Origin of the sequence: Agrobacterium sp. M50-1 (assembly GCF_049843495.1) — a bacterium.
Lineage (GTDB): Bacteria > Pseudomonadota > Alphaproteobacteria > Rhizobiales > Rhizobiaceae > Agrobacterium > Agrobacterium radiobacter.
In genome coordinates, this window is the sequence record NZ_JBBHZH010000006.1 from 103219 (window position 1) to 116455 (window position 13237).

At 59.2% G+C, this 13237-nt stretch carries 17 protein-coding genes; 13 read left to right on the forward strand and 4 right to left on the reverse strand.

From position 1 onward, the window contains the following. Positions 1-103 precede the first annotated feature (103 nt). Positions 104-1348 (forward strand): cytochrome-c peroxidase, encoded by a 1245-nt coding sequence (locus WDZ78_RS15640; RefSeq protein ID WP_425673534.1) that lies wholly within the window; start codon positions 104-106, stop codon positions 1346-1348. Here WDZ78_RS15640 and leuB read toward each other — a convergent pair. From leuB to WDZ78_RS15655, 3 genes are all read right to left on the reverse strand, one after another. After that, a complete protein-coding gene (gene leuB, locus WDZ78_RS15645) occupies positions 1329-2441 on the reverse strand; it encodes a 3-isopropylmalate dehydrogenase (protein WP_107677657.1) in 1113 nt (370 codons plus the stop codon). The two genes, WDZ78_RS15640 and leuB, sit on opposite strands and share 20 nt — an antisense overlap. Before the next feature lie 222 nt (positions 2442-2663). After that, on the reverse strand, positions 2664-3269 hold the full coding sequence (leuD, locus tag WDZ78_RS15650) for a 3-isopropylmalate dehydratase small subunit (RefSeq protein WP_425673535.1): 606 nt from the start codon (positions 3267-3269) through the stop codon (positions 2664-2666). 164 nt (positions 3270-3433) lie between these two features. Further along, positions 3434-3664 carry a hypothetical protein gene (locus tag WDZ78_RS15655; RefSeq protein ID WP_425673536.1) on the reverse strand — a complete coding sequence of 77 codons (231 nt, stop codon included), beginning with the start codon at positions 3662-3664 and terminating at the stop codon, positions 3434-3436. A 110-nt stretch (positions 3665-3774) separates the two neighbouring features. Here WDZ78_RS15655 and WDZ78_RS15660 point away from each other — a divergent pair, with 110 nt between their 5' ends. Both WDZ78_RS15660 and WDZ78_RS15665 read left to right on the forward strand, forming a co-directional pair. Beyond that, positions 3775-4686, forward strand: a complete 912-nt coding sequence (locus WDZ78_RS15660; RefSeq protein ID WP_425673537.1) for an HpcH/HpaI aldolase/citrate lyase family protein — start codon at positions 3775-3777, stop codon at positions 4684-4686. Next, entirely contained in the window at positions 4683-4889 is a 207-nt protein-coding gene (locus tag WDZ78_RS15665; RefSeq protein ID WP_003505258.1) for a DUF1737 domain-containing protein, read from the forward strand. Before WDZ78_RS15660 ends, WDZ78_RS15665 begins: the two co-directional genes overlap by 4 nt. Before the next feature lie 19 nt (positions 4890-4908). On the opposite strand, the gene WDZ78_RS15670 is transcribed toward WDZ78_RS15665, so the two are convergent. After that, a complete protein-coding gene (locus WDZ78_RS15670; RefSeq protein ID WP_003505257.1) occupies positions 4909-5349 on the reverse strand; it encodes a metallopeptidase family protein in 441 nt (146 codons plus the stop codon). Positions 5350-5681: 332 nt separating this feature from the next. On the opposite strand from WDZ78_RS15670, the gene rplU reads away from it, so the two are divergent. The 10 genes from rplU (at position 5682) to rlmH (ending at position 13169) form a co-directional block, all read left to right on the forward strand. Continuing rightward, entirely contained in the window at positions 5682-5996 is a 315-nt protein-coding gene (rplU, locus tag WDZ78_RS15675) for a 50S ribosomal protein L21 (RefSeq protein ID WP_003492690.1), read from the forward strand. A 40-nt stretch (positions 5997-6036) separates the two neighbouring features. Then, positions 6037-6306: a 50S ribosomal protein L27 gene (rpmA, locus tag WDZ78_RS15680; RefSeq protein ID WP_003492686.1), complete on the forward strand. Its 270-nt coding sequence runs from the start codon at positions 6037-6039 to the stop codon at positions 6304-6306. 131 nt (positions 6307-6437) lie between these two features. Continuing rightward, positions 6438-7070 carry a GNAT family N-acetyltransferase gene (locus WDZ78_RS15685; RefSeq protein WP_003505256.1) on the forward strand — a complete coding sequence of 211 codons (633 nt, stop codon included), beginning with the start codon at positions 6438-6440 and terminating at the stop codon, positions 7068-7070. Further along, positions 7067-7657: a GNAT family N-acetyltransferase gene (locus WDZ78_RS15690; protein ID WP_425673538.1), complete on the forward strand. Its 591-nt coding sequence runs from the start codon at positions 7067-7069 to the stop codon at positions 7655-7657. The genes WDZ78_RS15685 and WDZ78_RS15690 overlap by 4 nt, the downstream gene beginning before the upstream one ends. Before the next feature lie 169 nt (positions 7658-7826). Beyond that, complete coding sequence (gene obgE, locus WDZ78_RS15695) at positions 7827-8897, forward strand: GTPase ObgE (protein WP_020010753.1); 1071 nt, start codon at positions 7827-7829, stop codon at positions 8895-8897. After that, positions 8894-10063: a glutamate 5-kinase gene (gene proB / locus WDZ78_RS15700; protein ID WP_020010754.1), complete on the forward strand. Its 1170-nt coding sequence runs from the start codon at positions 8894-8896 to the stop codon at positions 10061-10063. Before obgE ends, proB begins: the two co-directional genes overlap by 4 nt. Then, entirely contained in the window at positions 10056-11342 is a 1287-nt protein-coding gene (locus WDZ78_RS15705; RefSeq protein WP_425673539.1) for a glutamate-5-semialdehyde dehydrogenase, read from the forward strand. The genes proB and WDZ78_RS15705 overlap by 8 nt, the downstream gene beginning before the upstream one ends. Before the next feature lie 42 nt (positions 11343-11384). Further along, complete coding sequence (locus tag WDZ78_RS15710; protein ID WP_020010756.1) at positions 11385-11969, forward strand: nicotinate-nucleotide adenylyltransferase; 585 nt, start codon at positions 11385-11387, stop codon at positions 11967-11969. Between the two features lie 69 nt (positions 11970-12038). Then, positions 12039-12527: a ribosome silencing factor gene (gene rsfS / locus WDZ78_RS15715; RefSeq protein ID WP_081629552.1), complete on the forward strand. Its 489-nt coding sequence runs from the start codon at positions 12039-12041 to the stop codon at positions 12525-12527. Between the two features lie 159 nt (positions 12528-12686). Then, positions 12687-13169, forward strand: coding sequence for a 23S rRNA (pseudouridine(1915)-N(3))-methyltransferase RlmH (gene rlmH, locus WDZ78_RS15720; RefSeq protein ID WP_026363732.1), 483 nt, complete (start codon positions 12687-12689; stop codon positions 13167-13169). Positions 13170-13237 lie beyond the last annotated feature (68 nt).

Sequence of the window (13237 nt, forward strand, 5' to 3'; positions counted from 1 at the left end):
TCTGCCGTGATCCATGTTCGGTGAAGCGCAGCCGGACCGAAAGCCGCTTCATATTGCCCGGTCCGAACCTGCCCTCGCGCATTTATATCGAGCGTGCCTACCGATGATGAAACCCGGATTTTTTGTCTCTGCCGCTCTCGCTGCGACCATTTTGATGGCCCCTTTGGGCACAAACGGCGCGGCTGCCCATGGCGGTGAAGATTACGCAACGCTGGAAAAGCTCGGCGCGGCGCTGTTCGACGATCCCAACCTTTCGATGAACCGCACCATGGCCTGTTCCACCTGCCATATGCAGGCTGCCGGTTTTTCCGATGCTCGGGAGAGCGAAAAGGTCGGGCGGGACGTCTCTCTCGGCGACGATGGGATTTCGCTGGGCGACCGCAACGCGCCGACTGCAGCTTATGCCCGTTTCACGCCGCCTTTCGGCAGGAATGCGGCGGGAGAGTATGTCGGCGGGCAATTCTGGGATGGCCGCGCCTCTCTGCTCGAAGATCAGGCGGGCGGTCCGCCGCTTAATCCCCTCGAAATGGGCATGCCGGACAAGGCGTCGGTCGTCAAACGGCTCAGGGAAAACCCGGACTATGTCGCGGCTTTCGGCACGCAGTTCGGCAAGGATGTTTTTGCGAGCGACGACACTGCCTATGCAGCGATGACGAAGGCGCTGGCGAGCTTCGAGCGCTCCGATGAATTTTCCACCTTCGATTCCAAATATGATCGTTTCCTGCGCGGTGAGGAGAAGCTGACCGATCAGGAAGAGCTGGGTCGGGTCCTGATCTCCTCGACGCAATTTACCAATTGCAATACCTGCCACGAAATCCGCGGCGCCAAGGGGCTGGAAGACGGCCTCTTCACCAACCACAAATATTTCAACATCGGCGTTCCAGCCAACACGGCGGTGAGAGCCGCCAACGGCTCGAAGCCGGATGCGGTCGATCTCGGGCTCGCGCAGAATCCTGTTGTGGCCGGCGATCCCGCTGAGCGCGGCAAGTTCAAGGTGCCGACATTGCGCAACGTCGCCGTTACCGGTCCCTACATGCACAACGGGGTGTTCAGAGACCTGCGCACGGTGGTGCTGTTTTATGCAAAATACAAAAGCAAGAAGCCCAGCCGGCAGATCAATCCGGAAACAGGCAAGACATGGGATGCACCGGAAGTGCCTGAAAATATCGCCATGACGGAACTGACATCCGCGCCGGCGCTGGACGACAAGCGTGTGGACGCCATTGTCGCCTTTCTGAAGACGCTGACTGACAAAAGATATGAGCATCTTCTGCCAAAGGAAGATGGGCAGGTGAACGTGCCGCCTGCCCAACCGGTTTCGTCAGGCGTTACGCCGAAAGCGCCTTGAATTCGGCGAGAACCGCATCGCCCATTTCGGAGGTGCCGACCTGGCGGCTGCCCTCGGCCATGATGTCGGCGGTGCGGATGCCCTTGTCGAGCACGTTTGCGATTGCGGTTTCGAGCTTTGTCGCCTCATCCACCATGTTGAACGAATAACGCAGGCACATGGCGAATGACGCGATCATGGCGATGGGGTTGGCGATGCCCTTGCCGGCAATATCAGGGGCCGAACCGTGGACCGGCTCATACATGGCCTTGCGCTTGCCGGTCTTGGCGTCAGGTGCGCCGAGAGAGGCCGACGGCAGCATGCCGAGCGAACCGGTCAGCATGGCGGCGACGTCGGAGAGCATGTCGCCGAAGAGGTTGTCGGTGACGATCACGTCGAACTGCTTGGGCTTGCGCACCAGCTGCATGCCGCCGGCATCAGCCAGCATATGTTCCAGCTGAACATCCCTAAACTTGGCGGCGTGGGTTTCGGTGACGACCTGGTTCCACAAAACGCCTGATTTCATGACGTTGCGCTTTTCCATCGAGCAGACGCGGTTGTCACGGGTGCGGGCCAGTTCGAAAGCGACGCTGGCAATGCGCTCGATTTCGAACGTATCGTAGATCTGCGTGTCGATGCCGCGCTTCTGGCCGTTGCCGAGATCGATGATTTGCTTCGGTTCGCCGAAATAAACGCCGCCCGTCAGTTCACGGACGATGAGGATATCGAGACCTTCGACCAGCTCCGGCTTCAGCGAGGAGGCGGCGGCGAGCGCCGGATAGCAGATGGCGGGACGCAGATTTGCGAAAAGTTCGAGATCCTTGCGCAGGCGCAGCAAGCCGGCTTCCGGGCGGTGCTCGTAGGGCACGCCATCCCATTTCGGGCCGCCGACGGCGCCGAACAGGATCGCATCGGCGGCAAGCGCCTTTTCCATATCCGCATCGGAAATAGCGACGCCATGGGCGTCATAGGCAGAGCCGCCGACGAGGCCTTCCGAGACAGTGAAGCCGGCATTGTGCGCGCTGTTCATATAATCGATCAGCTTGCGGACCTCGGCCATGGCTTCGGGGCCGATACCGTCACCGGGCAGCAGGAAAAGCGAACGGACTGTCATGAGAACCCTCCTTGGGCGGCGCGCCGGAAAACATCACGAAGGGTTTTCGGTTGCGGCGAGCGCGGCGTCAAACTCGTTTCCGTCCTGCAGATGCAAAGTCTTGTCACAGCCGGACGGGATCGGGGGCTTCATATCTCCGCCTCAACGGCTTTTCAAGCAAAGCAAAAGCCGATCCGGTACTGTTTGGTACGGGATCGGCTTTTTTGAAGAGCGGAAATGTGGTCAGGCCCAGGGACGGGCCGAGGCGTTCGCCTTTTCAAACGTGTCGATGGCGCCGGAATGTTCCAGCGTCAGGCCGATATCATCAAGCCCGTTCAGCATGCAGTGACGCTTGAACTCATCGATCTCGAAGGTAATCGTGCCGCCATCGGGGCCGCTGATTTCCTGACGCTCCAGATCGATCGAAAGAACGGCGTTCGATCCGCGCGACGCATCGTCCAGCAGCTTTTCGAGGTTCTCGGGGCTGACGACGACAGGCAGAATGCCGTTCTTGAAACAGTTATTGTAGAAGATGTCGGCGAAGCTGGTGGAGATCACGCAGCGGATGCCGAAATCGAGAAGCGCCCATGGCGCATGTTCGCGCGAGGAGCCGCAACCGAAATTGTCGCCGGCGACAAGGATCTGGGCGTTCTGGTAGGCGGGTTTGTTCAGCACGAAATCCGGATTGGGCGAGCCATCCTCGAGATAACGAGACTCTGCAAAGAGGCCCTTGCCGAGGCCGGTGCGCTTGATGGTCTTCAGATAGTCTTTCGGAATGATCATATCGGTGTCGATATTGACAACCGGCATGGGCGCGGCGACGCCCGTCAGCTTCGTGAACTTTTCCATCTGTCGCTTCCCGTTTTCCCTTCAACAAAATCCGGCGCGGGGCAAAGCTCGCCGGATGTGTTCTGCCGGGAAATACTGCAAAACGGATCGCTTTAGAAGCGCAAACCCGCGTTCTTCGGTACGCCTTCTGCGGCGTCCTCGTATTTTGACCGGATTAAACGATCTCAGAGATCGATAATCGTGCCCTTGCCGTCGTTCCAGACGCGCATATCGCGCTGGTTACGCGGCTTGACCGGAATGGGGGCCGGCTTCAAACGCTCAGAAAGCAGGCGGGCAGCGCTGAGAACCGCGAGCACGCCGATGAAAGCGACCGTAAGCGACGCCGTGAAAAGGGCGACTATCGCCAGAACTGCAATGCCGGATGCGGCAATGAAAAACGAACGTATGCCTTGCATGATCCAAACCTTTCTATCCAGACGAATGTGGGCCTTCTTCTTCCGGCTTGCAAGAGGATTCAGTGGATTGTCAGCTTGCAGATGTCACAAAAGCTTGACACAAGTGCGGCATGGTCAACTTTTCCGAAAATATTCTTGTGAGGCCGCGCCGTTCGCTGCTGTCGGTTCCGGCCATCAATGTCAGGGCACTGGAAAAAATCCGCGATCTCGATTGTGACGGGGTGATTCTCGATCTGGAGGATTCCGTCGCACCCGATATGAAGGGCAAGGCGCGGGACAATCTGGAAAAACTGTTTTTGGGGCAGTCTTTCAGCGGGCGGGAAACCGTTATCCGCATCAATCCGCTCTCGACGCCAGATGGAAAGGCGGATCTGCAGCTCGTGCTTTCCTGCCGGCCGGATGCGGTTCTTTTGCCGAAGGTGGAACAGCCGGCCGATATCAATGAAGTGGCCGATCTTCTGGCTGAGGCGGATGCGCCGGAGCGCCTGAAAATCTGGGCGATGATCGAAACGCCGCTTGGTGTGCTGAATGCCGCCTCGATTGCTGACGCGGCCCATACGCCGGATGCGCGGCTTGAGGCTTTCGTCATCGGGCTCAACGACCTGCGCAAGGAAACGCGGGTTCCGGCCCTCCCAGGACGCGCCTATCTCGTACCGTGGATGATGCAGGTTGTGCTTCCCGCCCGCGCCTACGGGCTCGACGTCATCGACAGCGTCTCGAACGACTTTCGCGATATCGCCGCTTTCGAAGCCGAATGTGAGCAGGGTCGCGCCATGGGGTTCGATGGTAAGATGCTGATTCATCCGGCCCAGATCGAGCCGGCCAACGCGTGCTTCGCGCCGGACGAGACGGCGGTTGCGGAGGCGCGCGAAATCATTGCCGCTTTCGCAAAGCCGGAATCTGTGGAATTGAACGTCATCAACATGAACGGTCGCATGATCGAGCGCCTGCATGTCGTTGAGGCCGAGAGGCTGGTCGCCATGGCCGATATCATCGCAAAAGGAAAGGCAAAAAAGACGTGAAGGTCTATCGTTTCATAACCGGTCCCGACGACGCGAAATTCTGTCACCGGGTGACCGAGGCGCTGAACAAGGGCTGGGAACTTGCGGGTTCACCGAGCTATGCCTTCAACGCCGCAAGCGGCGTCATGCATTGCGGCCAGGCCGTGACCAAGGTGGTCGAGGGCAAGGAATACCATCCGGACATGAAGCTCGGCGAGCAGTGAGCGGCGATAGCCGCCCCGATCAGCGATCGGCGGCGGCCTCGTCTGCGCTTTCTTCGATCCGTTCCATGTCGTCATCCGACAGGCCGAAGTGATGGCCGATCTCGTGGATGAGGACATGGGTGATGATATCGCCCAGCGTTTCCTCGTTCTCGGCCCAGTAGTCGAGAATGGGGCGGCGATAAAGCGTGATGCGGTTCACCATTTCGCCCGTTTCCATGGTGAAACGTTCGGAGATGCCGCGCCCTTCGAATAGTCCGAGAAGGTCGAAAGGCGTTTCGAGCGCCATGTCCTCGAACACGTCATCGGTCGGAAAATCGGCGATCTCGATGATGAGATCCTTCGTTAATGCGCGAAATTCTTCCGGCAGGTGGCCATATGCCTCGATCGCAAGCGACTCGAAGGCGGAAATTGTCGGCGCATGGCGGTCCCGCCAATCGTCGGTCTGGTCTATGCGGGCCATTTCTGCTCCTTGTTGGAAGGCCCATATAAACACTTGCTGGGCAAATTTCGAGACCTGACTGCTTCACCCGCCGAAAAAGCATGAAATTCTTGGCGTTACAGTTACTTTTCGGGCCGTCGTCATCTTGACATAAACCGACGTCTCGCGTAATCGGCACCCAAATTGATGGCGTAATGCGCCTTCCGTTTATTCCGCCCCTTAAAAGGCGGCTTCACCGGCAGACATTCAAAGGGACATTCTGTTCCCAAGGGTTTCTACCAAATTCCGACTGATAAAAAGACGGCCAGCTTGCATATGCGGGCAGAGCCGGAACGAACATGAAAGGATAAAAAATGTTCGCAGTCATCAAGACCGGCGGTAAGCAGTACCGCGTAGCGGCCGACGCCGTGCTGACCATCGAAAAGCTGGAAGCAGAGGCGGGCGCAACTGTAGAATTCACCGAAGTTCTCGTTGTTGGCGAAGGCGCCGACGCCAAGTTCGGTGCTCCCTTCGTCAAGGGCGCCATCGTCAAGGCTGAAGTTGTCGAGCACAATCGCGGCAAGAAGGTCATCGCCTTCAAGAAGCGTCGTCGTCAGAACTCCAAGCGTTCGCGCGGCCATCGTCAGCATCACACTGTCGTCCGCATCACGGACATCGTTGCTGCCTGATCGGCGCGACACGGGAAACAAGGTTTAAAGGAGAACTCCAATGGCACACAAAAAAGCTGGCGGTTCCTCGCGTAACGGTCGCGATTCCGAATCCAAGCGCCTTGGCGTAAAGAAGTTCGGCGGCGAAGCTGTCATTCCAGGCAACATTATTCTGCGTCAGCGTGGCACGCAGTGGCATCCGGGCGCCAATGTTGGCATCGGCAAGGACCACACGATTTTCGCACTGACTGCAGGTAACGTGAACTTCCGTACGAAGGCCAACGGCCGCGTATTCGTATCCGTGGCTCCGAAAGCGGAAGCCGCAGAATAAGCCGGTAAGCGTCATATGCAGCCGGTGTCCCATCGACCCGGCTGAGACGTATCAGGTTCAGTCAAGAAAACAGGGGAGATGGGGCACCACCCAACTCCCCTTTTTCTTTAACCTCATGGAGGGACTGAACCATGCAAGCTGAATTGTTGAGGGTTGACCAATCACGGTCACCCGAAGAGCGGCCGAGGCCCGATCGGTCAAGGAGCGATTGCCCCGTTTTACTGTCGCAGAGGCTGGTTTTACGCAAGCCCCACGAAGAAGACATCGACGCCCTTGCCCATCTTGCCAACAATGCCAATATCGCGACCATGGTGTCGCGTATGCCGCACCCCTACACGGCCAAAGACGCCGCGGATTTTGTGCGACGCTCCAAAGCTGGCGAGATTGGCAAGTGCGTCTATGCGATTACCCGTATGGACAATGGCGAGTTTCTGGGCTGCTGCGCGCTCGAACCCCAGGAAGACGAAAAGACGCTGGAGATCGGTTACTGGCTGGGGGAACCCTACTGGAACCGCGGCTACATGACCGAAGCGGCGCATGCGCTGATCGACATGGCCTTCCGCACGCGTGAGATCGACCAGATCGATGCGCGTTGCCGCGTCACCAACATCGCTTCGCGCCGCGTCATCCAGAAATGCGGTTTCCAGTTTCAGGGTTCCGGCATGGTCGGTTCGCTGGCGCTTGGCGGCATGGTGCCGGTCGAATGGTACAGGCTGGACCGCAAGACCTGGGTTTCGCTGAAGAGCTGGGGGGACATGGGATGAGCGCGCTCGAACTGACCCGCCGCCGGGCTGCCACGTCAGTGGCGCCGCCCGGCCCCTGCCCCGTCATTGAGACGCGGCGACTGGTGCTGCGGCCGCAGCGGCTTTCCGATGCCGGCAGCATTGCGGAATCGCTGGGCGATTTCGCCGTGACCAAGATGCTCGCCCGCGTTCCGGCGCCCTATCACAAGCAGGATGCGCTGGAATGGCTGGTCTTGCGCACCTCCGGCACCCTGCCCGACTGGGATTTCGCCATCACAAGTGGCGACGATACCCTGATCGGCGTCGTCTCGGTGGAGTTGCGGCACGGCGAGTGGCATCTCGGCTACTGGCTCAACCGCTTCTACTGGGGCAAGGGTTACATGACCGAGGCGGTGGCCGGCGTGGTCGAGCGGTTCTTTCGCCGCATGCCGGGCGTGACCCTTCATTCCGGCGTGTTTGCGGATAATCCCGCTTCGCTGCGGGTGCAGGAAAAACTCGGCTTCCGGGTGACCGGCTGCCACCAGATCTACGCCACGGCGCGCGCCGCCATGGTGGCGCATATCGACACGATGATCACGGCTGAGGATTTTGTCCTGCCGCATCGCTGACAATCAAAACAAGGCCGGTTTGCACCAAACCGGCCTTGTCTCGCACAGGGGCTTCCCGCACGATAGTCTTTGACCTTGTGAAGAAGCGCTTGTATTCGAAACGACGATATTTTTGTTTGGCGCAACGCGATTGGCGGCCGCGCCCGCAAACCGATAGAACGGCAGTCCGATGAAATTTCTCGATGAAGCAAAAGTCTATATCAAGTCCGGTGATGGCGGTGCTGGCGCCGTGTCTTTCCGGCGCGAAAAATTCATCGAATTTGGTGGTCCTGACGGTGGTGATGGCGGACGCGGCGGTGATGTCTGGATTGAGGTCGTCAACGGTCTCAACACGCTGATCGACTTCCGTTTTCAGCAGCATTTCAAGGCCTCGATCGGGCAGCACGGCATGGGCAAGACCCGAAACGGCGCCAAGGGCGCGGATGTGGTGCTGAAGGTGCCGGTTGGTACCCAGATATTTGAGGAAGACAATGAGACGCTGATCGTCGACCTCACAAAGGAAGGCCAGCGCTTTCGTCTTGCCGCCGGCGGTAATGGCGGTTTCGGCAATGCCTATTTCAAGTCTTCCACCAATCAGGCCCCAACCCATGCCAATCCGGGCCTTGCAGGCGAAGAAAAGACGGTCTGGCTTCGCCTGAAGCTGATCGCCGATGCCGGTCTCGTCGGTCTGCCCAATGCGGGTAAATCCACCTTCCTTGCGACCGTGACCCGCGCGCGGCCGAAGATCGCCAATTACCCCTTTACCACCCTCCATCCGAACCTCGGCGTGGCGACCATCGACGGACGTGAATTCGTGCTGGCCGATATTCCCGGCCTCATCGAAGGTGCGCATGAGGGCGTGGGCATCGGTGACCGCTTCCTCGGCCATGTGGAGCGCACTCGCGTGCTTCTGCATCTGGTTTCCGCGCAGGAAGAAAAGGTCGGCAAGGCCTATAAGACGGTCAAGGCCGAGCTGGACGCCTATGGTGGCGGGCTGACCGACAAGCCGGAAATCGTGGCGCTGTCGCAGATCGACGTGCTGGACGAAAAAGAACTGAAAAAGAAGGCGAAGGAGCTGGAAAAGGCCTGCGGCCGTCCGCCGCTTCTTCTGTCTGCCGCCGCGCATATCGGCATGACGGAAGCGCTGCGCGCGCTTCGCGACATCATCGTTTCGGCAAGCGGGGGCGGGGAGACCGCCCTGCCCGACCGGTCGATGCCGCATGAGGATAGCGAGGCCGAAGAAGAGGACGACCGCCTATGAGCCTGACGCGCAAGCCGCTGGCGAGCCACCATCGGATCGTGATCAAGATCGGGTCGGCGCTTCTGGTGGACCGAAAGACTGGTCTGAAGAAAGACTGGCTGGATGCCATCTGCGAAGATATCGCTGCGCTTAAGAAAAACGGTGCGGATGTCCAGGTCGTATCTTCGGGCGCCATCGCGCTTGGGCGCACCGTGCTTGGTTTGCCTTCGGGCGCATTGAAGCTGGAGGAAAGCCAGGCGGCGGCAGCGGTTGGTCAGATCGCGCTGGCGCGGGCATGGTCCGAAAGCCTGTCGCGGCATGAAATCGTCGCAGGTCAGATTCTGCTGACGCTCTCCGATACTGAGGAGCGCCGCCGTTATCTCAACGCGCGCGCCACCATCAACCAGTTGCTGAAGATCGGCGCGATCCCGATCATCAATGAAAACGACACGGTTGCGACCACCGAAATCCGTTATGGCGACAATGACCGTCTGGCGGCGCGTGTGGCGACCATGACGGGTGCCGATCTCCTGGTGCTGCTATCGGATATTGACGGACTTTATACGGCTCCGCCGCATCTCGATCCGGACGCGAAATTCCTTGAAACGATCGCTGACATCACCCCCGAGATTGAAGCCATGGCAGGTGGTGCGGCCTCCGAGCTGTCGCGTGGCGGCATGCGCACCAAAATCGATGCGGGCAAGATTGCAACCGCTGCGGGCTGCGGCATGATCATCGCGTCAGGCAAGACGCTCAATCCGCTGAAGGCCATCGAAAACGGCGCGCGCTCTTCATGGTTTGCACCATCAGGCACACCGGTGACGGCGCGTAAGACCTGGATTGCCGGGCAATTGCAGCCGGCCGGTGAAATCCATGTGGATGCCGGCGCGGAAAAGGCCCTCTATGCCGGAAAAAGCCTGCTTCCCGCAGGCGTGCGACTGGTGAAGGGCAATTTCGGCCGTGGTGATGCAATCGCCATTATCGGTGCGGAAGGTCGTGAAGTTGCTCGTGGTCTTGCGGGCTACGATGCGGAAGAGGCGCGCCTTATCATCGGTCACAAGTCCAACGAGATCGAGGCGATCCTCGGTTATGTCGGGCGCGCGGCCATGATCCATCGCGACGACCTCGTAATGACCGGCGCCGCCGTCAAAGTTAAACATGCAAAGAAGGATGAGGTCCATGCCTGAACAGGCCGTGAAGCAGAGCCATGACATCGACGCGCTGATGATCACCATCGGCGCTCAGGCGAAAGCTGCTTCACGACCGTTGTCCATCGCCGGTACGGACCAGAAGAACCGTGCGCTGCTCGCCATGGCCTCCGCCATCGAGGCGTCGAGGGAGGCGATCCTTGCCGCCAACAGGAAGGATCTGACCGCAGCCGAGAGCGCCGGTCTTGCTGCTTCTTTCGTTGACAGGCTCACGCTCAACGATGCCCGCATCGCCGGCATTGCCGAAGGTATTCGCTCGGTTGCGGCGCTGTCCGATCCGGTCGGCGAAGTCATTGCCGCCTGGGATCGCCCCAACGGGTTGAAGATCGAGCGCGTGCGCACGCCGCTTGGCGTCATCGGCGTGATCTACGAAAGCCGCCCGAACGTGACGGCGGATGCCGGTGCTTTGTGCCTCAAGGCGGGCAATGCCGTCATCCTGCGTGGCGGTTCGGATTCGCAACATTCATCGCGTGCTATCCATGCCTGCCTCGTGGAAGGTCTGAAGATCGCCGGTCTTCCCGAGCATGCCGTTCAGCTGGTGCCGGTGACCGACCGTGCGGCGGTCGGCGCGCTTCTCAGCGGCCTGAATGGCACGGTTGATGTCATCGTGCCGCGCGGCGGCAAAAGCCTCGTGGCCCGGGTGCAGTTGGAAGCCCGCGTTCCGGTCTTTGCGCATCTGGAAGGCATCTGCCACATCTATGTCGACAAATCCGCCGATCTCGACATGGCGAAACGTATCGTCGTCAACGCTAAGATGCGCCGCACCGGCATTTGCGGTGCGGCTGAGACATTGCTGGTGGATGCCGCTGCCGTTTCCACGCATCTGGAGCCGCTCGTCAAAGCCTTGATCGAAGCTGGCTGCGAAGTGCGCGGTTCGCAAGCCGTTCGCGATGTGGTGACGGGTCTGGTGCCGGCAACGGAAGAGGACTGGCGCACCGAATATCTCGATTCGATCATTTCGGTCGCCGTGGTGGATGGCATTTCCGGCGCGATCGACCATATCGGCACCTATTCGTCCAACCATACCGAGGCGGTGATCGCCGAGGATACTGATGTGGTCGAGCGGTTCTTCAACGAACTCGATTCGGCCATTCTGCTGCATAATGCCTCGACGCAATTTGCCGATGGCGGCGAATTCGGCATGGGCGCGGAAATCGGCATTGCGACCGGCAAGATGCATGCGCGGGGCCCGGTCGGCGTCGAGCAGCTCACCTCGTTCAAATACCGGGTGCATGGCACCGGCCAGACACGGACGTGATATTTGCCGGCTGATAAGCGCCTCGACAGACGTTATCTCACCATGCCGCATGTGGAACGCGGCATGGTCGTCGGGCTTTTCGGCGGCTCATTCAACCCCCCGCATGCAGGACACGCGCTTGTGGCCGAGATTGCGCTGCGCAGGCTGGGTCTCGATCAGCTCTGGTGGATCGTCACGCCGGGCAATCCGCTGAAAAGCCGTTCTGAGCTGGCGTCCCTCGAAGATCGCATCGCGGCCTGCGAAAAGCTGGTCCACGATCCGCGCATCAAGGTCACGGCTTTCGAGAAATCACTGGGGATGAGCTATACGGCCAATACGCTCGCCAAAGTGAAGGCAAAAAATCCCCACGTCCGTTTCATCTGGGTCATGGGCGCCGACAATCTGAAGAGTTTTCACCATTGGCAGAAATGGCGTACCATAGCCGAGACTTTTCCAATCGCGGTGATCGATCGACCGGGCTCGACCCTGTCCTATCTCTCCTCCACCATGGCGCAGGCCTTCAGCCAGGCGCGGATAGATGAGGACGATGCCGGGGTTCTGTGGAAAAAACGCGCCCCCGCCTGGGTCTTCATTCACGGACCGCGTTCCACGCTCAGCTCCACGGCGCTGCGCAATGGCCGAAAATGACAGCTCCGATCACAAACGATGTATGCGGCTGATGTTGAGGGCCCCATATCTTGAAAAGTTAATGCTTTGATGCCACCTTCATTGTGTGACGCAGAGAATCGCGTCGCGCAGTGCCTGTTTTGTCATTCTTGGAAAGGAAAACCTCTGACAACAGTACACGCCAAGGGAAAAGCATTTGTTGCTATCCCGAAGGGTCAGGACAGTGGCGCCGATGCCGCCGGCCATGCCCTCGAAACCGTCCTCGCGAGCCTCGAGGACTCCAAGGCTGAAGATATCGTATCTCTCGACATTGCCGGAAAATCGGCGCTTGCAGACTACATGGTCGTGGTCTCCGGGCGGTCGAACAGGCATGTCTCGGCAATTTGCGAGCATCTTCTGAAAGACATGAAGGATGAAGGGTTCGGAAACGCCCGCGTCGAAGGTCTCGAGACCGGAGACTGGGTGCTGATCGATACCGGCGACATCATCGTTCATGTGTTCCGCCCGGAAATCCGCGCCTTCTACAACATTGAAAAAATGTGGGCGACGCCGGATATGCCGGAAGAGACGCTGCATTGATGCGGTGAGCCTTTGAGCGAGTGCATCGTTTCTGCCGAAGATCATATCTGACTTCGGAAACGGCGCCTCTGGCCGGAAATCAGACCGGCCGCATAGGAATCCGCAGGCTATGCTGTTAAGAGCGTGACCCTGTTGGGTCACGACGAATGCAGGTTTGCGATGCGGATTTCAATTTTTGCGGTGGGACGGTTGAAATCCGGCCCCGAAAAGGATCTTGCGGCCCGTTATATCGAGCGTCTGGCAAAGACTGGCCCGGCGATCGGGCTGGAGTTTTCGCGGGTGATCGAAGTCGCGGAAAGCCGTGCTTCCAATGCGGAGACCCGCAAACGCGAAGAAGCCGCGATGCTGGAGAAACATCTGGCCGATGGTGCTGTTCTCGTCCTGTTGGACGAGCGCGGAAAGGCACTTGATAGTCCCGCCTTTGCTTCATTTTTTGGCGATCTGCGTGATAGCGGCAAACGTGACCTTGTGATCGCCATAGGCGGGGCAGATGGGCTTGACCCCGCGCTTTACGACAGGGCGACGGCTGTTCTTAATCTCGGCAAGCTGACATGGCCGCATCAGATCGTTCGTATCCTGATTGCCGAGCAGCTCTACCGGGCCGTCACGATCCTCTCCGGCCACCCCTATCACCGCGTTTGAACGGGTTTCCTTTCGGGGAGTTGTCTCAATTTCAACATGAAGCTTCGCGACACCGCTGGCTACGGACG

Bases quoted from the DNA above. Each gene is read 5' to 3' on its own strand.
- WDZ78_RS15705 (WP_425673539.1), top strand. From the start codon at position 10,056: ATGCCTGAACAGGCCGTGAAGCAGAGCCATGACATCGACGCGCTGATG.
- leuD (WP_425673535.1), bottom strand. From the start codon at position 3,269: ATGGAAAAGTTCACGAAGCTGACGGGCGTCGCCGCGCCCATGCCGGTT.
- obgE (WP_020010753.1), top strand. From the start codon at position 7,827: ATGAAATTTCTCGATGAAGCAAAAGTCTATATCAAGTCCGGTGATGGC.
- WDZ78_RS15670 (WP_003505257.1), bottom strand. From the start codon at position 5,349: ATGGCCCGCATAGACCAGACCGACGATTGGCGGGACCGCCATGCGCCG.
- WDZ78_RS15640 (WP_425673534.1), top strand. From the start codon at position 104: ATGATGAAACCCGGATTTTTTGTCTCTGCCGCTCTCGCTGCGACCATT.
- rsfS (WP_081629552.1), top strand. From the start codon at position 12,039: ATGCCACCTTCATTGTGTGACGCAGAGAATCGCGTCGCGCAGTGCCTG.
- rlmH (WP_026363732.1), top strand. From the start codon at position 12,687: ATGCGGATTTCAATTTTTGCGGTGGGACGGTTGAAATCCGGCCCCGAA.
- WDZ78_RS15660 (WP_425673537.1), top strand. From the start codon at position 3,775: ATGGTCAACTTTTCCGAAAATATTCTTGTGAGGCCGCGCCGTTCGCTG.
- rplU (WP_003492690.1), top strand. From the start codon at position 5,682: ATGTTCGCAGTCATCAAGACCGGCGGTAAGCAGTACCGCGTAGCGGCC.
- WDZ78_RS15685 (WP_003505256.1), top strand. From the start codon at position 6,438: ATGCAAGCTGAATTGTTGAGGGTTGACCAATCACGGTCACCCGAAGAG.
- rpmA (WP_003492686.1), top strand. From the start codon at position 6,037: ATGGCACACAAAAAAGCTGGCGGTTCCTCGCGTAACGGTCGCGATTCC.
- WDZ78_RS15655 (WP_425673536.1), bottom strand. From the start codon at position 3,664: ATGCAAGGCATACGTTCGTTTTTCATTGCCGCATCCGGCATTGCAGTT.
- proB (WP_020010754.1), top strand. From the start codon at position 8,894: ATGAGCCTGACGCGCAAGCCGCTGGCGAGCCACCATCGGATCGTGATC.
- WDZ78_RS15710 (WP_020010756.1), top strand. From the start codon at position 11,385: ATGCCGCATGTGGAACGCGGCATGGTCGTCGGGCTTTTCGGCGGCTCA.
- WDZ78_RS15690 (WP_425673538.1), top strand. From the start codon at position 7,067: ATGAGCGCGCTCGAACTGACCCGCCGCCGGGCTGCCACGTCAGTGGCG.
- leuB (WP_107677657.1), bottom strand. From the start codon at position 2,441: ATGACAGTCCGTTCGCTTTTCCTGCTGCCCGGTGACGGTATCGGCCCC.